Origin of the sequence: Haemophilus sp. HN_Hi08 (assembly GCF_049824455.1) — a bacterium.
Classification (GTDB): Bacteria; Pseudomonadota; Gammaproteobacteria; order Enterobacterales; family Pasteurellaceae; genus Haemophilus; species Haemophilus influenzae_D.
The window spans coordinates 572,646-591,233 of the sequence record NZ_CP187493.1 but is presented as its reverse complement, the minus strand read 5'-3'; the positions used below and the strand labels follow the sequence as shown (position 1 = coordinate 591,233).

Genomic DNA, 18,588 nt, shown 5'->3' with positions numbered 1-18,588 from the left:
CTAATTTGCAATTTTGCAAGAAAACTGGTCGTGAATGTTATAGAAAATTCAATTTTCTCGCAAGTGCTTTGCATAAAAAAAATATTAATTGGTTTAACTTTAATCAGTTTCACCGTTTGATTTACTCGATTTTTTTACCGCACTTTTAGGTTTTGCTCTATCAGATTTAATCATTTTAATGCGACTTAATTGTCTTAATGCATTAAGATCTACAAAACGGACTAAATCAGGCAGCATTTGATTCAAGTTATGCATAAATTGCTGATAGCTTGCTTGTTTTTGACTAATGTCTGTGAGTTGCGATTCCCAATGAGCTGTCATATCTGGTTGGGTGGCAATATCTGGTAATGCCTGAATTAAAATTCTTCCTGTTTCTGTACTGTGAATATTTCGCCCTTTTTTCGTTAAAAAACCGCGTTTAAAAAGTAACTCAATGATGCCAGCGCGAGTAGCCTCTGTGCCCAATCCATCCGTTTCTCGCAGGATTTTTTTGAGTTCTTTATCCTGTACAAATCGCGCAATACCCGTCATTGCTGAAAGCAAGGTTGCATCTGTGAAAGGCTTTGGCGGTTGAGTTTTTTTACTAATGACTTCTCCACGTTCACAATGCAAAATTTGTCCTTTCTTTACTATGGGTAATAAGGGTTCTTGATTTTCTGTGTCGTCTTCTTTGCCTAATAACTCTTTCCACCCAGCGGTTTGTAAATTTCGCGCTTGAGCTATAAAGGTACCGCCAGCAATGTTTAATGTGATTTTGCTTTTACGATATTCTGCGTCAGGGCAAAATTGCATTAAATATTGGCGAGCGATAAGGCTGTAAATATTACGTTCTTCTTGTGTTAGATTTACTGGACGATTTTTGGCTGTCGGGATAATTGCGTGGTGAGCTTCTACTTTTTTATCATTCCAACAACGATTTCTCTGTTCAGTTGAAATAACATTTGGTAAGCGTTGATAAGTTTCACAATGGGTTGAAATTGCATTTAATACGTTATGGCCTTCGGCAAAATGTTCTTCGGGCAAATAGCGACAATCAGAACGCGGATAAGTAATCAAACGATGAGTTTCATACAGGCGTTGGCAAGTATCTAATACGGCTTGAGCGGACATACCGAATCGCTTTGCCGAATCAATTTGCAACGCAGAAAGGGAATAAGGCAAGGGTGGCGTTTCTTTTTCACGAACGTCTTTGTATTCGGTTACTTCCGCAGGTTGATTTGTAATACGTTTTACAACGTTTTCAGCTAAGCCTTTAGAAAGTACTCTGCCATCATCATCTTGGTAATCTTCACAAGCTTTGCTGGGTTGCCATAAGGCACTGAAAAGTGCGGTTGATTTCTCCCGAGTTTTTTCTTCTTTACTCTCTGGATTAATCCAAGCTAGTACTTCAAAAAAGTCTTTGGGCTGGAAATGTTCAATTTCCAAATCTCGACGTACAATTAAACCCAGCACAGGGGTTTGCACTCGACCAACCGAAAGCACGCCATCATAGCCAGTTTGTCTGCCACGAATGGTATATGCTCTGGTCATATTAATGCCATAAAGCCAATCGGCGCGGGCTCGTGCGAGTGCGGATGTGGCAAGAGGAATAAAGTTACGGTTAGGTTGTAATTTTTTTACTGCTTTTTCTACCGCACTTGGATTTAGGTCGCTAATCAAGCAGCGTAAAATTTTGTCGTGTTTTTCAGCAGCTAAATTGGCATAACTGAACACTTCATCTACAAGTAATTGTCCTTCTCTATCTGGGTCTCCTGCATTAACAAGTGTATCCGCTTGATGGATCAGTTTTTCCACCACAGAAAGCTGTTTTTTTACTTCTTTTCGCGGTAAAAGTTGCCATTTTTCAGGAATAATAGGGAGATGTTCTAAACGCCATTGTTTGAATTTAGGATCATAGGCATCGGGTTCTGCTTGCTCGAGCAAATGCCCTACACACCAAGTTACCACATCATTATCGCCACATTTAATAAAACCGTCCCCACGTTGATGGGGTTTAGGTAGCACATCTGCAATAGCGCGAGCTAGGCTTGGTTTTTCGGCGATAAATAAACGCATAATGGTATGAGAAGATTAGTCGATTTGACGACGACCTAGAAATGAGTGGGTAAGCGTTGTGCCGTCTACAGTTTCTAGGTCCCCACCCACAGGGATACCGTGAGCGATACGACTCACTTTGATATTATGTTGGCGGCACATTTCAGCGATGTAGTTTGCTGTTGCATCGCCTTCCACAGTTGGATTTGTTGCAAGAATCACTTCGTGGAAAGATTCTTCTACTAAACGTTTTTGCAGTAAATCTAAGCCAATTTCACGAGGACCAATGCCATCAAGTGGAGACAAGTGTCCCATTAAAACAAAATAACGTCCTGAAAATTGTCCAGTTTGCTCAATCGCTTGAATATCTGCTGGCATTTCAACGACACAAAGCAAACCTGAATTTTGACGGCGTGGATTATTGCAAATGTTGCAGGTGTCTTCTTCCGTAAAGTCTCGACATTGTGAACAATGGCCAATTCTAGACATCGCTTCTGTGAGAGCTCGAGCTAAATTCATTCCACCGCTACGATTACGTTGTAAAAGATGATAAGCCATACGTTGCGCCGATTTAGGCCCTACGCCAGGAAGACAACGTAAGTTTTCAATAAGGTGTTCTAAAAGTGGACTGCTTTGCATAATTTGAGATGAAATATAAGGCTACTTTTCGCTCCCTCTATTTACGGAGGAAGCTACCGAAGGCTTGGGAGGAACCCCCTTCCGTCGCTTTGCGACACCTTCCCCCGCAAGCAGGGGAAGACAAGTGTTTGATTAAAACGGAAACTTCATTCCTGGAGGTAATGGCATTCCAGCGGTAACCGATGCCATTTTTTCTTTTTGTAATTCTTCTGCACGACGCACCGCATCATTAAAAGCAGCCGCGATTAAATCTTCTAACATTTCTTTATCGTCTTCCATTAAAGATGGATCAATGTCAATGCGACGGCAGTTATGTGCACCATTAATTGTGATTTTCACTAAACCTGCACCAGATTCACCCGTTACTTCTAGTTGCGCGATTTCTTCCTGCATTTTTTGCATTTTTTCTTGCATTTGTTGGGCTTGTTTCATTAAGCCGCCTAAACCGCCTTTTCCAAACATAATGTTATCCTTTATTAAGTCAAAAATTGCGTGCATTCTAGCGAAAAAATGGGCTTTTGGGAACTGTGGGATTTATTTAAAATCTCAGAAAATTTCACCGCACTTTTAAGCTATAAAGTGCGGTAAGATTTAGTAGAGTTTACAATGGGAGTTACTCTGGTGTAATCCATTCGACTGTCCAATTTCCAGAGCCTTCTGGAACTAATGTTTTTGTGAGATAAGGCAAAATTTCTTTCATTTGGGTTTCTAATGTCCAAGGTGGATTAATTACTACCATACCGCTTGCAGTCATTCCTCGTTGATCGCTATCAGGGCGAATAGCGAGCTCAATTTTTAGAATTTTTCTAATCCCCGTTGCTTCTAAGCCCTTAAAAATACGTTTAGTTTGTTGGCGTAATACAACAGGATACCAAATCGCATAGGTACCTGTGGCAAAACGCTTATAGCCTTCTTCAATAGCTTTGACGACAAGATCATAATCTTCTTTTAATTCATAAGGCGGATCGATTAGCACTAAGCCACGGCGTTCTTTTGGAGGTAGCGTTGCTTTGACTTGTTGAAAGCCATTGTCACATTTTACGGTGACATTTTTGTCGTCGCTAAAATTATTGCGAAGAATTGGATAATCGCTAGGATGAAGCTCGGTCAATAGTGCGCGATCTTGTGGGCGCAACAATTCAGCAGCAATTAAAGGCGAGCCAGCATAATAACGTAGTTCTTTGCCACCATAATTGAGTTTTTTGATCATTTTTACATAACGTGCAACATCTTCGGGTAAGTCTGTTTGATCCCACAAGCGTCCAATACCTTCTTTATATTCCCCCGTTTTTTCTGATTCATTTGAGAATAAACGATAACGACCTACACCAGAGTGCGTATCCAAATAAAAAAAGCCTTTTTCTTTGAGTTTAAGATTTTCCAAAATGAGCATTAAAACGATATGTTTTAAGACATCGGCGTGATTGCCAGCGTGAAATGAGTGACGATAACTCAGCATAATATATCCTTTGTTTTAATAACGAAGGCGAGCCAATTGACTCGCCTGATTATGCACTAAAGTGCGGTCATTTTTAGAAGAGTTCTTGTGGTTGTGCAGCAGGCGTTGGCGTATTGCCTTCATTATTCAAGCGTTGCTGTAACTCTGTAGGAACGTAATAACCACGCTCTTGCATTTCCGAAAGATAGGTACGGGTTGGTTCTGTTCCCATAATAAAGTATTCTTTACGTCCACCAGCTGGAGAAAGTAATCCAGTCATCGTATCAATACTTTTTTCCATAATTTTTGGCGGCGGTGGCAATTTACGTTCAGGTTTATCACTTAAAGCCGTTTTCATATAAGTGATCCAAGCAGGCATTGCTGTTTTTGCACCTGCTTCTCCACGCCCAAGTACACGTTTGTTGTCATCAAATCCGACATAAGTTGTAGTGACTAAGTTTGCACCAAATCCCGCATACCAAGCCACTTTTGAACTGTTGGTCGTACCAGTTTTACCGCCTATATCGCTACGTTTAATGCTTTGTGCAATACGCCAACTTGTGCCTTTCCAGTCTAAACCTTGTTCGCCATAAATCGCCGTATTTAAGGCACTACGAATGAGAAAAGCAAGTTCGCCACTAATGACTCGTGGTGCATATTCTATTTTCGACGAAGCATTCTTTGCTGCAGCCATTAAATCAATCGCATCTTCTTTAAGTGCGGTCATATTTGATTGTAATTCTGGCAATTCAGGCACGGTTTCAGGTTGTTGATCTAATTCTTCGCCATTGGTGCTGTCATCTGTTGGTTTTAAGGCATTCTCGCCTAAAGGAATATTGGCAAAGCCGTTGATTTTGTCTTTAGTTTCGCCATAAATCACAGGTATATCATTACATTCAATACAAGCAATTTTAGGGTTTGCGACAAATAATTCTTTTCCTGTATTATCTTGAATTTTTTCAATGATATAAGGTTCAATGAGGAAGCCACCATTATCAAACACGGCATAAGCTCGCGCCATTTCTAATGGTGTGAAAGAGGCAGCACCAAGTGCTAAGGCTTCACTTGCAAAATATTGATCACGTTTAAAACCAAAACGTTGTAAAAATTCTGCTGTGAAATCAATACCTGCCGTTTGGATCGCACGAATAGCAATCATATTTTTGGATTGACCTAATCCTACACGTAAACGCATCGGCCCATCATAACGATCAGGCGAGTTTTTCGGTTGCCACAGTTTTTGTCCTGGTTTTTGAATAGAAATCGGGCTGTCTTGTAATACGCTTGAAAGCGTTAAGCCTTTTTCTAATGCTGCAGCGTAAATAAATGGTTTAATAGAAGAACCTACTTGAACCAAGGATTGTGTCGCACGGTTGAATTTACTTTGTTCATAACTAAAGCCACCCACCACTGCTTCAATCGCGCCATTATCTGAATTAAGAGAAACTAATGCTGAATTTGCTGAGGGAATTTGTCCTAATTGCCATTCCCCATTAGCACGCTGACGAATCCAAATTTGCTCGCCGACTTTCACAGGATTACTTCTGCCTGTCCAACGCATTGCATTGGTTGATAAGGTCATTTTTTCCCCAGAAGCGAGCAATATATCAGCACCGCCTTTTGCAATTCCAATCACTGCAGCAGGAATAAATGGCTCTGAATCTGGCAATTTGCGTAGAAAACCGACAATGCGATCATTGTCCCAAGCGGCTTCATTTTTTTGCCATAATGGCGCACCACCGCGATAACCGTGACGCATATCATAATCAATCAAGTTATTACGCACAGCTTTTTGTGCTTCATCTTGGTCTTTTGAAAGTACAGTGGTAAATACTTTATAACCACTGGTGTAGGCATTTTCTTCTCCAAAACGGCGAACCATTTCTTGACGCACCATTTCAGTGACATAATCAGCACGAAATTCAAATTTTGCGCCGTGATAACTCGCCACAATCGGCTCTTTCAATGCAGCATCATATTCTTCTTTGCTGATGTATTTTTCATCTAACATTCGGCTTAGCACCACATTGCGACGTTCTTCTGAACGTTTTAGCGAATAAAGCGGATTCATTGTTGAAGGTGCTTTAGGTAAACCAGCAATAATCGCCATTTCAGATAAGGTCAATTCATTCAATGCTTTACCGAAATAGGTTTGTGCTGCTGCTGCAACACCATAAGAACGATAGCCTAAAAAGATTTTGTTTAAATAAAGCTCTAAGATTTCTTGTTTGTTGAGGGTATTTTCAATTTCTACCGCAAGCACCGCTTCACGAGCTTTACGAATAATGGTTTTTTCTGGGGTTAAGAAAAAGTTACGCGCTAATTGTTGAGTAATCGTACTTGCACCTTGTGATGCACCGCCATTACTCACTGCGACAAACAATGCACGAGCAATGCCGATAGGGTCTAATCCGTGATGTTCGTAAAAACGACTGTCTTCCGTTGCTAAAAATGCGTCAATTAAGCGTTGCGGTACATCAGCTAATTTCACTGGAATACGGCGTTGCTCGCCCACTTCGCCAATTAATTTACCGTCAGCCGTATAAATCTGCATTGGCTGTTGTAATTCAACGGTTCTTAATGTTTCTACTGAGGGCAATTCCGATTTTAGGTAGAAATACAGCATTCCGCCAGCCACTAAACCTAAAATACATAAAGTTAATAGGGTGCTTAATATTAATTTTGCGATCCGCATCGTAAAATTCTCGCTTGGTTAATGAATATTCTTGTCAAGAGACCTATGATTTAGTTGTTAAGTATAAAAGATTCAGCCTTTAAAGAATAGGAAAGAATATGCAATTCTCCCTGAAAAATTACCTCACTTTACAAATCGGCATTCATCGTAAGCAGGGTTATTTTGATTTTGTGTGGTTTGATGATCTTGAACAGCCACAAAGTTATCAAATTTTTGTTAATGATCGTGATTTTAAAAATCGTTTTTTACAACAGCTAAAAACACAATATCAAGGGAAAACCTTTCCTTTACAGTTTGTGGCAAGCATTCCCGCTCACTTAACTTGGTCGAAAGTATTAATGTTGCCACAAGTGTTAAATGCGCAAGAATGTCATCAACAATGTAAATTTGTGCTTGAAAAAGAGCTGCCTATTTCTTTAGATGAATTATGGTTTGATTATCGTTCTACCTCGTTAAAGCAAGGTTTTCGATTAGACGTTACTGCAATTCGTAAAAGTACTGCTCAAACTTATTTGCAAGATTTTCAGCCATTTAAAATTAATGTATTGGATGTTGCGTCAAATGCTATTTTGCGTGCATTTCAGTATTTGTTGAATGCACAAGTGCGGTCAGAAAATACCTTATTTTTATTTCAAGAAGATGACTATTGTTTGGCGATTTGTGAAAGATCGCAGCAATCGCAAATTTTACAATCTCACGAAAATTTGACCGCACTTTATGAACAATTTACCGAACGTTTTGAAGGGCAACTTGAACAAGTTTTTGTTTATCAAATTCCCTCAAGTCATACGCCATTACCAGAACACTGGCAGCGAGTAGAAACAGAACTCCCTTTTATTGCACTGGGCAACGCGCTATGGCAAAAAGATTTATATCAACAAAAAGTAGGTAACTAAATGTCGATGAATTTATTGCCTTGGCGTACTTATCAACATCAAAACCGTTTACGTCGTTTAGCTTTTTATATCGCTTTATTTATCTTGCTTGCTATTAATTTAATGTTGGCTTTTAGCAATTTGATTGAACAACAGAAACAACATTTGCAGGCGCAGCAAACATCTTTTGAAAAACTTAATCAGCAATTTCATAAAACAACCAAGCAAATTAAACAGTTGCGTAGTGCAGTGCAGGTTGGCGAAATTTTGACATCTATTCCTAAAGAGCAAGTAAAAAAGAGTTTACAGCTGCTAAGTGAATTACCTTTTCAGCAAGGAGAACTGAATAAATTTAAACAAGATGCTCATAACTTAAGTTTGGAAGGTCTCGCACAAGATCAAAGAGAATTTGAACTGATTCATCAATTTTTAAAGAAACATTTTCCCAATGTGAAATTAAGCCAGTTTCATCCTGAACAACAGTCATTGTATTTTCGCTTTGATATGGAACAAGGAGAAGAAAAGTGAAAGCCTTTTTTAACGATCCTTTTACTCCTTTTAGCAAATGGCTAAGTCAGCCTGTTTATATACAGAGTTTAACCTTTTTGTTGTTATTAAGTGCGGTGATTTTTCGCCCTGTTTTAGATTATATCGAGGCTAGTGAGCATTTTGCTGAAACTGAATATGAATTAGCAAAAAAAAGTTTGGAATTTCTATATCAACAGAAAATTTTAACTTCTTTACAGCAGCAGTCGGAAAGTCGAAAACTTTCTCCAGAACTGGCTGCACAAATTATTCCTTTGAATAAACAAATTCAACGTTTAGCTGTGCGTAACGGATTATCTCAGCATTTACGTTGGGAAATGGGGCAACAGCCCATTTTGCATTTACAGCTTATTGGGCATTTTGAAAAAACGAAGACATTTTTAACCGCACTTTTAGCTAGTACGTCACAGCTTTCAGTAAGTCGGCTGCAATTTATGAAACCCGAAGACAGCCCATTGCAAACCGAGATTATTTTTCAGCTAGAGAAGGAGACAAAATGAAGTATTGGTTTTTCCTAACTGCATTGCTTTTTATAAATTGCAGTTGGGGGCAGGATCCTTTCGATAAAACACAACGTAACCGTTCTCAGTTTGATAACGCACAAACAGTAATGGAACAGACAGAAATAATTTCCTCAGATGTACCTAATAATCTATGCGGAGCGGATGAAAATCGCCAAGCGGCTGAAATTCCCTTGAATGCTTTAAAATTGGTGGGCGTAGTGATTTCTAAAGATAAAGCGTTTGCGTTATTGCTGGATCAGAATTTGCAAATTTACAGTGTTTTAGAGGGTGTTGATGTGGCTCAAGAGGGCTATATTGTAGAAAAAATCGACCAAAACAATGTTCAATTTATGCGCAAGCTCGGAGAGCAATGTGATAGTAGTGAATGGAAAAAATTAAGTTTTTAAAGGAAGATTATGAAGAAATATTTTTTAAAGTGCGGTTATTTTTTAGTCTGTTTTTGTTTACCCTTAATTGTTTTTGCTAATCCCAAAACTGATAACGAACGTTTTTTTATTCGTTTATCGCAAGCACCTTTAGCTCAAACATTAGAGCAGTTGGCTTTTCAACAAGATGTGAATTTAGTGATAGATGAAGCATTAGAAAGTAATATTTCATTGAGATTAGATAATATTGATATGCCACGTTTACTACAAATAATCGCTAAAAGTAAGAAGCTTACTTTGAATAAAGATGAGGGTATTTACTATCTGAATGGAGGGCAATCAGGCAAATGGCAAGTTGCAGGAAATCTTACTACAAATGAACCGCACTTAGAGAGCCATACAGTAAAACTCCATTTTGCTAAAGCCTCTGAATTAATGAAGTCCTTAACGACAGGAAGTGGCTCTTTGCTTTCATCAGCTGGGAGCATTACCTTTGATGATCGTAGTAATTTGCTCGTGATTCAAGATGAACCTCATTCTGTGCAAAATATCAAAAAACTAATTTCTGAAATGGATAAACCTATTGAGCAGATTGCTATTGAAGCGCGTATTGTGACGATAACAGATGAGAGTTTGAAAGAACTTGGCGTTCGGTGGGGGATTTTTAATCCAACGGAAAATGCAAGACGAGTTGCGGGCAGTCTTGCAGGCAATAGCTTTGAAAATATTGCGGATAATCTTAATGTAAATTTTGCGACAACGACAACACCTGCTGGCTCGATAGCATTACAAGTCGCCAAAATTAATGGGCGATTGCTCGATTTAGAATTGAGTGCGTTAGAGCGTGAAAATAATGTAGAAATTATCGCAAGCCCTCGCTTACTAACCACAAATAAGAAAAGTGCAAGCATTAAACAGGGGACAGAAATTCCTTATATTGTGAGCAATACTCGTAACGATACGCAATCTGTGGAATTTCGCGAGGCGGTGCTTGGTTTGGAAGTCACACCACATATTTCTAAAGATAACAATATTTTACTTGATTTATTAGTGAGCCAAAACTCACCAGGTTCTCGTGTTTCTTATGGACAAAATGAGGTGGTTTCTATTGATAAGCAAGAAATTAATACTCAGGTTTTTGCCAAAGATGGGGAAACCATTGTGCTTGGCGGCGTGTTTCACGACACAATTACGAAAAGCGAAGATAAGGTGCCATTGCTTGGCGATATACCCGTTATTAAACGATTATTCAGCAAAGAAAGCGAACGACATCAAAAACGTGAGCTCGTGATTTTCGTGACGCCGCATATTTTAAAAGCAGGAGAAACGTTAGAGGCGTTGAAGCAAAAAAGTGCGGGGAAAAAGTTACAATGAGTTACTGCCGTTTGTTTTATCACATTGTTTTTAGGACAAAAGACAGTGTTTATGCCATTAATGAAGAAAATGAGAAAATTCTCTATGATTACATTTGGGGATTTGTTAAATCACACCATTCTATACTTCATCGAATTAATGGTATGCCAGATCATCTACATTTATTTGTTGAATTACACCAAACGATTTCAGTGGCTGAATTTGTTCGTAAATTAAAAAAATCGACACACCGTTTTTTAGATGAAAATAAACCATTATTTCCAGAATTTACGGCTTGGTCAGTAGGATATTGCGCATTAACTTATAGCGACAGATAAACATCAACTTATTAATTACATTAAGAATCAAAAACAGCATCACAAAGAAACTCATTTCAATGATGAAATGAAGAGCCTATTTCAACGTGAAGGAATAGATTTTAACGTAGAATGGTTTGAGAGAAATGTTTAGTTGTTTTTGGGAATGTTGTAAGCCGTGGGTAAGTATACCCACGGTTAGTGATAGTAATCGTGGTTCCCCTTTGGGGAACACTTATGCCTACCCCAACGGGGTAGCATTACAATTAGCCTAGGGTAAACCTACCCTAGGTTTGTAAGCCGTGGGTAAGTATACCTACGGTTAGTGATAGTAATCGTAGTTCCCCTGTGGGGAACGCTTATATCTACCCTAGGTTGCAGTAATCACTAATAAGGATCAAATGAATTTTTTAAATTTTCGCTGTATCCACTGTCGTGGCAATCTTCATATCGCAAAAAATGGGTTATGTTCAGGTTGCCAAAAACAAATTAAATCTTTTCCTTATTGCGGTCATTGTGGTGCGGAATTGCAATATTATGCGCAGCATTGTGGAAATTGTCTTAAACAAGAACCTAGTTGGGATAAGATGGTCATTATAGGGCATTATGTTGAGCCACTTTCAGTGTTAATTCATCGTTTTAAATTTCAAAATCAATTTTGGATTGACCGCACTTTAGCTCGGCTTTTATATCTTGCGGTGCGTGATGCTAAGCGAACGCATCAACTTAAATTGCCAGAAGCAATCATTCCTGTGCCTTTATATCATTTTCGTCAGTGGCGACGGGGTTATAATCAGGCTGATTTATTATCTCGGCAATTAAGTCGTTGGCTGGATATTCCTAATTTGAACAATATCGTAAAACGTGTGAAACATACGCATACTCAACGTGGTTTGAGTGCAAAAGATCGTCGTCAGAATTTAAAAAATGCCTTTTCTCTTGCTGTTTTGAAAAATGAATTTCCTTATCATCGAGTCGCGCTGGTGGATGATGTAATTACTACAGGCTCTACACTCAATGAAATCTCAAAATTGTTGCGAAAATTAGGTGTGGAGGAGATCCAAGTGTGGGGACTGGCACGGGCTTAATATAAAGCACTGGAAAAAAAAACGCGATGAGCGTATTATTTCCGATACTTTCTCTCAAGTATTTAGGACATAATTATGGAACAAGCAACCCAGCAAATCGCTATTTCTGATGCCGCACAAGCGCATTTTAGAAAACTTTTAGACACCCAAGAAGAAGGAACCAATATTCGTATTTTCGTCGTTAATCCGGGTATGCCTAATGCGGAATGTGGCGTATCTTATTGCCCACCGAATGCCGTGGAAGAAAGTGATGTTGAAATGAAATATGACACTTTTTCTGCATTTATTGATGAGGTCAGCCTGCCTTTCTTAGAAGAAGCAGAAATTGATTATGTTACCGAAGAACTTGGTGCGCAACTTACCTTAAAAGCACCAAATGCCAAAATGCGTAAGGTGGCTGATGATGCGCCATTAATTGAACGTGTTGAATATGTCATTCAAACTCAAATTAATCCACAGCTTGCAAATCACGGTGGACGCATAACCTTAATTGAAATTACTGAAGATGGTTACGCAATTTTACAATTCGGTGGTGGTTGTAATGGTTGTTCAATGGTGGACGTTACATTAAAAGATGGCGTAGAAAAACAACTTATTAGCCTATTCCCGAATGAATTAAAAGGTGCAAAAGATATAACCGAGCATCAACGTGGCGAACATTCTTATTATTAGTGAGTTATAAAAAGAAGATTTATAATAACCGCACTTTTGAAAGTGCGGTTATTTTTATGGAGAAAAAATGAAAATACTTCAACAAGATGATTTTGGTTATTGGTTGCTTACACAAGGTTCTAATCTGTATTTAGTGAATAATGAATTGCCTTTTGGTATCGCTAAAGATATTGATTTGGAAGGATTGAAAGCAATGCAAATTGGAGAATGGAAAAATCATCCCTTGTGGCTTGTTGCAGAGCAAATAAATGACGAACGAGAATATGTGAGTTTGCGTAAATTACTTTCACTGCCAGAGGATGAATTTTATATATTAAGTCGAGGAGTGGAAATTAATCATTTTCTGAAAACCCATAAATTCTGTGGAAAGTGCGGTCATAAAACACAACAAACTCAAGATGAACTTGCCGTGCAATGTACTCACTGTGGGTATCGAACTTATCCTGTGATTTGCCCATCAATTATTGTTGCGGTTCGTCGTGGTCACGAAATTCTATTGGCAAATCATAAGCGACATTATAGTCCCAACGGAGGAATATATACGACGCTTGCAGGTTTTGTCGAAGTAGGGGAAACATTTGAACAAGCGGTGAATAGAGAGGTTTTTGAAGAAACGGGGATTTCAATAAAAAATCTTCGTTATTTTGGTAGCCAGCCTTGGGCATTTCCAAACTCTCAAATGGTCGGTTTTCTTGCTGATTATGAAAGCGGAGAAATAACATTGCAGGAAAGTGAAATTTATGACGCACAATGGTTTTCTTATGATCAACCCTTGCCAGAATTACCGCCAACAGGTACTATCGCTCGTAAATTAATTCACGCAACGCTTGAACTCTGTAAAGCGGAAAATAAACGCGATTAATAAATATTCCAACTCTTATAAATTAAGGAAATAAGATGCGAAATCCGATTCATAAACGCTTAGAAAACTTAGAAAGTTGGCAACATCTTACTTTTATGGCTGCTTTATGTGAACGTATGGCACCAAATTTTAAATTGTTCTGTCAAATGAACGAGCTTAGCGTTGAAGCTAAAACGTATCAAAATATTCTCAATTTGGTGTGGGAATATTTAACAATTAAAGATGTCAAAATCAACTTTGAAAATCAGTTGGAGAAATTAGAAAGCATTATTCCCGATGTGAATGATTATGATAGTTTTGGTGTTGTGCCTGCATTAGATGCCTGTCAGGCTTTAGCTGAAATTTTACACGCTATTATTGCGGGAGAAACCTTAGAAAGGGCGGTGGAAATAAGCTTAATTTCGTTGGGAACAATAAGAGCGTTATTGGAAACAGAAACTGGACGAGATTGGTCAGAAAGTGAGCTAAAAGAAAATGAAGATATTCAAACAGAACTTGATGTGCAATGGCAAGTTTATCGTTTGCTTAAAGAATGTGAAAAACGTGATATTGAATTAATTTTAGCTTTAAAAAATGAAATTCGGACTGAGGGCATATCTAACATTGGTATAGAATTTCATCAATAACGTGAGATTTGTCACAATTTTTATAAATCATGCTTTTAATTCATCTCAAGTTAGATTATCCTTTGCACAGCTTTTGCGACGAGTTCGCAAAGATACTTTTAAAGAATCAAATTTTTATTTAACAGAAGGTACAAATTTATGAACAAAACAGATTTAATTGATGCAATTGCAAACGCTGCAGAGTTAAACAAAAAACAAGCTAAAGCAGCGTTAGAAGCGACTTTAGATGCAATTACTGCAAGCCTAAAAGAAGGTGAGCCTGTACAATTAATCGGTTTCGGTACATTTAAAGTAAATGAACGTGCTGCTCGTACTGGCCGTAACCCACAAACTGGTGCTGAAATCCAAATCGCAGCATCTAAAGTGCCAGCATTTGTATCTGGTAAAGCATTAAAAGATGCAATTAAATAATTGATAACATCAATGAAATGAAGCCCTGTCGATTACGCAGGGTTTTTTTATTGTATAGCGTGGCAAATGTAAAAACAAACTTAGTAATAGAATGAATAAGGAAGACTTATGTGTGGTATTGTCGGCGCAGTAGCGCAACGAGATGTAGCGGAAATCTTAATTAATGGTTTACATCGTTTGGAATATCGTGGTTACGATTCAGCTGGTGTTGCAGTAATCAATAAACAAAATGAATTACAACGTATTCGTTGTTTAGGTAAAGTTAAAGCATTAGATGAAGCCGTATCAGAAAAACCATTGATTGGTGGAACGGGAATTGCACACACTCGCTGGGCAACTCACGGCGAACCATCAGAAACTAATGCGCACCCCCATGCGTCAGGTACTTTTGCTGTAGTACATAACGGTATTATTGAAAACCATGAAGAACTTCGAGAATTATTAAAATCTCGTGGCTATGTCTTTTTATCGCAAACAGATACTGAAGTGATCGCACATTTGGTTGAATGGGAAATGCGTAGCACGGATTCCCTTTTAGAGGCTGTGCAGAAATCGGTAAAACAACTCACGGGCGCATACGGGATGGTGGTAATGGATAGTCGTAATCCTGAACATTTAGTCGCAGCTCGTTCTGGTAGTCCGCTTGTGATTGGTTTAGGTATTGGCGAAAATTTCTTAGCTTCAGATCAACTTGCGCTATTAAGTGTTACTCGCCGTTTTATCTTTTTAGAAGAAGGGGATATTGCAGAAATTACACGTCGTACAGTTGATATTTATGATACTCACGGTAATAAGGCTAAACGTGAAATTCACGAGTCTAATCTTGAAAATGACGCGGCAGAGAAAGGTAAATTCCGCCATTTTATGCAGAAAGAAATTTACGAACAGCCAACCGCACTTATTAATACAATGGAAGGGCGTATCAATCACGAAAATGTGATTGTCGATTCAATCGGAAATGGTGCAAAAGACATTTTAGAAAAAGTTGAGCATATTCAAATTGTTGCTTGTGGCACATCTTATAATGCAGGTATGGTGGCGCGTTATTGGTTTGAATCTTTGGCTGGCGTGAGCTGTGATGTTGAAATTGCATCAGAGTTTCGTTATCGCAAATTTGTTACCCGTCCAAATAGCTTATTGATTACCCTTTCTCAATCTGGCGAAACAGCAGATACTTTAGCCGCACTTCGTTTAGCGAAAGAAAAGGGCTATATGGCAGCATTAACAATTTGTAATGTTGCTGGATCTTCGCTCGTACGCGAATCAGATCTTGCATTTATGACGCGTGCCGGTGTTGAAGTCGGGGTGGCATCAACAAAAGCATTTACGACACAGCTAGCTGCGTTATTAATGTTGGTGACGGCACTTGGTAAAGTTAAAGGTCATATTTCTGCAGAAAAAGAACGTGAAATTATTAAAGCAATGCAATCCTTACCTGCTGAAATTGAAAAAGCGTTAGCCTTTGATTCAGAAATTGAAGCATTAGCAGAGGATTTTGCTGAAAAACATCATTCACTTTTCTTAGGTCGTGGCGAATTTTATCCTATTGCGGTAGAGGCGTCTTTGAAATTGAAAGAGATTTCTTATATTCACGCTGAAGCCTATGCGGCAGGAGAATTGAAACACGGACCATTAGCGTTAATTGATGCCGATATGCCAGTGATTGTCGTTGCACCAAATAATGAATTATTAGAGAAAGTAAAATCGAACATTGAGGAAGTGCGAGCTCGTGGTGGTCAATTATATGTATTTGCCGATAAAGAAGCAGGATTTACGCCAAGTGAAGGAATGAAAATCATCACGATGCCAAAAGTCAATGATATTGTTGCACCAATTTTTTATACCATTCCAATGCAATTGCTTTCTTATTATGTGGCTTTAATTAAAGGTACTGACGTAGATCAACCTCGTAACTTAGCAAAATCAGTTACCGTAGAATAAAGTGCGGTTGATTTTAATGTAATAAAAAATACGGTGAAATTTCACCGTATTTTTTAGTTAAATAATCTTCTTTGTTTCCGTGTTTTAATCACTTGAGCAATTAACAATAATGTAAGAATAACCACATATAGTGAAAAAATAACCACCAGCCATTGCACCATCGTTAAACCAAATAATGACCATTGGCTTTCATTACAAGAGCCAGTCGGGTTAAATATAAATGGAAACCATTGATGAAATGGTAAAGTCTCGGGAAAGTTTGGAATAAACTCACATTGTTTCCAAGGGGCTGGATTTATTTGCAAATCAAGATGACGAAACGAAATTAATAAGCCCTTAATACTGCTGAATAAGCCTAAAACCAAGGCGATTAATCTAAGGATGAAAACGCGAGGTTGAAGTAAAGCGATAATGCCCGCTACAAATAAGCCAATCATTGCTAAACGTTCATAAACACAAAGCACACAAGGTTGTAAGCCCATTCCATATTGGAAGTAAAGTGCGGTAGATTCTAAGGCTAAACTTGAAAAAGCCAATAAAAACCACACAAAACGTTTTTCAGAAAATTGTTTTAATAGCGCGAGCATTTTTTCTCCTTAAATTGGCAAAATTAAACCTAAACTTGCTAACCAAATTGTGGCAGCTGGTAAAATAAATTCAATAGCCAGTAAACCAATGATTGAAAGTACAATCGTGTAAGGTAAAGCCATATAAACCATTCTGCCATAAGAAAGGCGAATTAATGGCGAAAGTGATGAAGTCAATAAGAATAAGAAAGCAGCTTGTCCATTTGGTGTTGCAACTGACGGTAAGTTTGTACCTGTATTAATGGCAACAGAAAGCAATTCAAATTGATGCGGTGCAATAACGCCGTTAGTTAATGCAGCTTTAGCTTCGTTAATATAAACCGTTGCAACAAATACATTATCAGAAATAGAAGAAAGCAAGCCATTAAACACATAGAATAAAGCAAGTTGCGTATTTTCTTCCGCAGAAAGAACGAAGTGAATAATTGGTGAAAAAAGTTTTTGATCAATAATTACTGCAACAACAGAAAAGAATACAACGAGCAATGCAGTAAAGGGTAAAGATTCCTGAAAGGCTTTACCAATAGTATGTTCATCCGTCACACCAGTGAAGGAAGTAGCAAAAATGATGATACTTAAACCAATTAAACCGACTGTGGCAAGATGGAATGCTAATCCAAGAATTAACCAAATTGCGATTAACGCTTGCATACCTAATTTAATTTTATCTTGTTTAGACATTTTTTCTGAATTAGTGCGGTCTAAATCTGATAAGATTTTCCACACTTCGTCTGGTAATTTCTCGCCATAACCAAATAATTTGAATTTTTCGACTAAGAAACAAGTGAGTAATCCGCAGATAAATACAGGAATAGTCACGGGTGCCATACGTAAGAAAAATTCCATAAAGTTCCATTTTGCTTGTTCTGCAATAATTAAGTTTTGTGGTTCTCCAACAACGGTCATTACACCACCAAGTGCAGTCCCTACCCCTGCGTGCATCATTAAACTACGTAAGAATGCACGGAATTTTTCTAAGATTTCGTGCTGTTGTTCAATAATTTTTCTATCGTCTGAAATATCAACCGCATCAATTAAATTATTGCCTGATGCAACTTTGTGATACACACCATAGAATCCCATTGCGACACTAATGATAACAGCTACAACCGTTAAAGCATCGAGAAAAGCCGATAAAAAAGCAGCACTAAAACAAAAGGCAATAGAAAGTGCAATTTTAGAACGAATTTTGACAAGTAATTTAGTAAATACATAAAGCAGTAATTGTTTCATAAAGAAAATACCTGCCACCATAAACATCAGTAACAAGATCACTTCAAAGTTTGCCATAATTTCTGCTTTGACGTGTTTGGCATTTGTCATTCCGATAATAATAGCTTCAATTGCTAATAGACCACCCGGTTGAAGCGGATAGCATTTTAATGCCATTGCCAATGTGAAAATAAATTCTGCAACGAGTAACCAACCCGCAATAAAAGGACTGATAAAAAAGAAAACAATTGGATTTATAATAAGAAAAACCACAATGGCAAGTTTGTACCAGTCTGGACTTGCCCCAAGAAAGTTTTTCATAAAAGCTTGAGTGTTTGTCATAGTGAACTCCATTATTTTTATCACGTGAACATTGTAATATATCCCCCTTTAAAGGATAATA

18 protein-coding genes and 1 pseudogene are annotated in these 18,588 nt (G+C 38.1%); 12 read left to right on the top strand and 7 right to left on the bottom strand.

Translation table 11 applies throughout. The annotated features are described in order from the left end of the window. Window positions 1–99: 99 nt before the first annotated feature. The 5 genes from ACPT8O_RS02945 to ACPT8O_RS02925 form a co-directional block, all read right to left on the bottom strand. On the bottom strand, window positions 100–2,055 hold the full coding sequence (locus ACPT8O_RS02945; protein WP_425623337.1) for a DNA topoisomerase III: 1,956 nt from the start codon (window positions 2,053–2,055) through the stop codon (window positions 100–102). Window positions 2,056–2,070: 15 nt separating this feature from the next. Then, on the bottom strand, window positions 2,071–2,673 hold the full coding sequence (recR, locus tag ACPT8O_RS02940; protein WP_021034375.1) for a recombination mediator RecR: 603 nt from the start codon (window positions 2,671–2,673) through the stop codon (window positions 2,071–2,073). Between the two features lie 132 nt (window positions 2,674–2,805). Then, a complete protein-coding gene (locus ACPT8O_RS02935; RefSeq protein WP_005629464.1) occupies window positions 2,806–3,135 on the bottom strand; it encodes a YbaB/EbfC family nucleoid-associated protein in 330 nt (109 codons plus the stop codon). Between the two features lie 151 nt (window positions 3,136–3,286). Beyond that, window positions 3,287–4,132, bottom strand: coding sequence for a 23S rRNA (adenine(2030)-N(6))-methyltransferase RlmJ (locus ACPT8O_RS02930; RefSeq protein WP_021034376.1), 846 nt, complete (start codon window positions 4,130–4,132; stop codon window positions 3,287–3,289). A 73-nt stretch (window positions 4,133–4,205) separates the two neighbouring features. Further along, window positions 4,206–6,806 (bottom strand): penicillin-binding protein 1A, encoded by a 2,601-nt coding sequence (locus tag ACPT8O_RS02925; protein WP_021034377.1) that lies wholly within the window; start codon window positions 6,804–6,806, stop codon window positions 4,206–4,208. Window positions 6,807–6,904: 98 nt separating this feature from the next. Here ACPT8O_RS02925 and ACPT8O_RS02920 point away from each other — a divergent pair, with 98 nt between their 5' ends. The 12 genes and pseudogenes from ACPT8O_RS02920 (at window position 6,905) to glmS (ending at window position 16,386) form a co-directional block, all read left to right on the top strand. Continuing rightward, window positions 6,905–7,702 carry a pilus assembly protein PilM gene (locus ACPT8O_RS02920; protein ID WP_021034378.1) on the top strand — a complete coding sequence of 266 codons (798 nt, stop codon included), beginning with the start codon at window positions 6,905–6,907 and terminating at the stop codon, window positions 7,700–7,702. Next, the gene (locus tag ACPT8O_RS02915; RefSeq protein ID WP_021034379.1) at window positions 7,703–8,209 is read left to right on the top strand and encodes a hypothetical protein; all 507 of its coding nucleotides are present in this window, start codon (window positions 7,703–7,705) and stop codon (window positions 8,207–8,209) included. Beyond that, complete coding sequence (locus ACPT8O_RS02910; protein ID WP_425623335.1) at window positions 8,206–8,727, top strand: competence protein ComC; 522 nt, start codon at window positions 8,206–8,208, stop codon at window positions 8,725–8,727. The genes ACPT8O_RS02915 and ACPT8O_RS02910 overlap by 4 nt, the downstream gene beginning before the upstream one ends. Continuing rightward, complete coding sequence (locus tag ACPT8O_RS02905; RefSeq protein ID WP_021034381.1) at window positions 8,724–9,137, top strand: pilus assembly protein PilP; 414 nt, start codon at window positions 8,724–8,726, stop codon at window positions 9,135–9,137. The genes ACPT8O_RS02910 and ACPT8O_RS02905 overlap by 4 nt, the downstream gene beginning before the upstream one ends. A 9-nt stretch (window positions 9,138–9,146) precedes the next feature. After that, window positions 9,147–10,490, top strand: coding sequence for a type IV pilus secretin PilQ (pilQ, locus tag ACPT8O_RS02900; RefSeq protein WP_021034382.1), 1,344 nt, complete (start codon window positions 9,147–9,149; stop codon window positions 10,488–10,490). Continuing rightward, window positions 10,487–10,940 (top strand): annotated as a pseudogene (gene tnpA, locus ACPT8O_RS02895) (IS200/IS605 family transposase). The gene pilQ and the pseudogene tnpA overlap by 4 nt, the downstream one beginning before the upstream one ends. A gap of 247 nt (window positions 10,941–11,187) precedes the next feature. Beyond that, a complete protein-coding gene (locus ACPT8O_RS02890; protein WP_021034384.1) occupies window positions 11,188–11,874 on the top strand; it encodes a ComF family protein in 687 nt (228 codons plus the stop codon). A 75-nt stretch (window positions 11,875–11,949) separates the two neighbouring features. Continuing rightward, the gene (gene nfuA, locus ACPT8O_RS02885; protein ID WP_021034385.1) at window positions 11,950–12,546 is read left to right on the top strand and encodes a Fe-S biogenesis protein NfuA; all 597 of its coding nucleotides are present in this window, start codon (window positions 11,950–11,952) and stop codon (window positions 12,544–12,546) included. Between the two features lie 67 nt (window positions 12,547–12,613). Continuing rightward, window positions 12,614–13,408, top strand: coding sequence for an NAD(+) diphosphatase (gene nudC, locus ACPT8O_RS02880; protein ID WP_021034386.1), 795 nt, complete (start codon window positions 12,614–12,616; stop codon window positions 13,406–13,408). A gap of 35 nt (window positions 13,409–13,443) precedes the next feature. Continuing rightward, entirely contained in the window at window positions 13,444–14,034 is a 591-nt protein-coding gene (locus ACPT8O_RS02875; protein WP_021034387.1) for a YjaG family protein, read from the top strand. A gap of 138 nt (window positions 14,035–14,172) precedes the next feature. Beyond that, window positions 14,173–14,445, top strand: a complete 273-nt coding sequence (locus ACPT8O_RS02870) for an HU family DNA-binding protein (protein ID WP_005630954.1) — start codon at window positions 14,173–14,175, stop codon at window positions 14,443–14,445. Window positions 14,446–14,553: 108 nt separating this feature from the next. Beyond that, window positions 14,554–16,386, top strand: a complete 1,833-nt coding sequence (gene glmS / locus ACPT8O_RS02865) for a glutamine--fructose-6-phosphate transaminase (isomerizing) (protein ID WP_021034388.1) — start codon at window positions 14,554–14,556, stop codon at window positions 16,384–16,386. Between the two features lie 53 nt (window positions 16,387–16,439). On the opposite strand, the gene dsbB is transcribed toward glmS, so the two are convergent. Together dsbB and nhaB are read right to left on the bottom strand one after the other, a co-directional pair. Continuing rightward, entirely contained in the window at window positions 16,440–16,973 is a 534-nt protein-coding gene (gene dsbB, locus ACPT8O_RS02860) for a disulfide bond formation protein DsbB (RefSeq protein WP_021034389.1), read from the bottom strand. Window positions 16,974–16,982: 9 nt separating this feature from the next. Then, a complete protein-coding gene (gene nhaB, locus ACPT8O_RS02855) occupies window positions 16,983–18,527 on the bottom strand; it encodes a Na(+)/H(+) antiporter NhaB (RefSeq protein WP_021034390.1) in 1,545 nt (514 codons plus the stop codon). Between the last annotated feature and the right edge of the window lie 61 nt (window positions 18,528–18,588).

Bases quoted from the DNA above. Each gene is read 5' to 3' on its own strand.
- ACPT8O_RS02915 (WP_021034379.1), top strand. From the start codon at position 7,703: ATGTCGATGAATTTATTGCCTTGGCGTACTTATCAACATCAAAACCGT.
- ACPT8O_RS02870 (WP_005630954.1), top strand. From the start codon at position 14,173: ATGAACAAAACAGATTTAATTGATGCAATTGCAAACGCTGCAGAGTTA.
- ACPT8O_RS02945 (WP_425623337.1), bottom strand. From the start codon at position 2,055: ATGCGTTTATTTATCGCCGAAAAACCAAGCCTAGCTCGCGCTATTGCA.
- nfuA (WP_021034385.1), top strand. From the start codon at position 11,950: ATGGAACAAGCAACCCAGCAAATCGCTATTTCTGATGCCGCACAAGCG.
- dsbB (WP_021034389.1), bottom strand. From the start codon at position 16,973: ATGCTCGCGCTATTAAAACAATTTTCTGAAAAACGTTTTGTGTGGTTT.
- recR (WP_021034375.1), bottom strand. From the start codon at position 2,673: ATGCAAAGCAGTCCACTTTTAGAACACCTTATTGAAAACTTACGTTGT.
- ACPT8O_RS02875 (WP_021034387.1), top strand. From the start codon at position 13,444: ATGCGAAATCCGATTCATAAACGCTTAGAAAACTTAGAAAGTTGGCAA.
- ACPT8O_RS02920 (WP_021034378.1), top strand. From the start codon at position 6,905: ATGCAATTCTCCCTGAAAAATTACCTCACTTTACAAATCGGCATTCAT.
- ACPT8O_RS02925 (WP_021034377.1), bottom strand. From the start codon at position 6,806: ATGCGGATCGCAAAATTAATATTAAGCACCCTATTAACTTTATGTATT.
- nudC (WP_021034386.1), top strand. From the start codon at position 12,614: ATGAAAATACTTCAACAAGATGATTTTGGTTATTGGTTGCTTACACAA.
- ACPT8O_RS02930 (WP_021034376.1), bottom strand. From the start codon at position 4,132: ATGCTGAGTTATCGTCACTCATTTCACGCTGGCAATCACGCCGATGTC.
- ACPT8O_RS02890 (WP_021034384.1), top strand. From the start codon at position 11,188: ATGAATTTTTTAAATTTTCGCTGTATCCACTGTCGTGGCAATCTTCAT.
- ACPT8O_RS02935 (WP_005629464.1), bottom strand. From the start codon at position 3,135: ATGTTTGGAAAAGGCGGTTTAGGCGGCTTAATGAAACAAGCCCAACAA.
- glmS (WP_021034388.1), top strand. From the start codon at position 14,554: ATGTGTGGTATTGTCGGCGCAGTAGCGCAACGAGATGTAGCGGAAATC.
- nhaB (WP_021034390.1), bottom strand. From the start codon at position 18,527: ATGACAAACACTCAAGCTTTTATGAAAAACTTTCTTGGGGCAAGTCCA.
- pilQ (WP_021034382.1), top strand. From the start codon at position 9,147: ATGAAGAAATATTTTTTAAAGTGCGGTTATTTTTTAGTCTGTTTTTGT.
- ACPT8O_RS02905 (WP_021034381.1), top strand. From the start codon at position 8,724: ATGAAGTATTGGTTTTTCCTAACTGCATTGCTTTTTATAAATTGCAGT.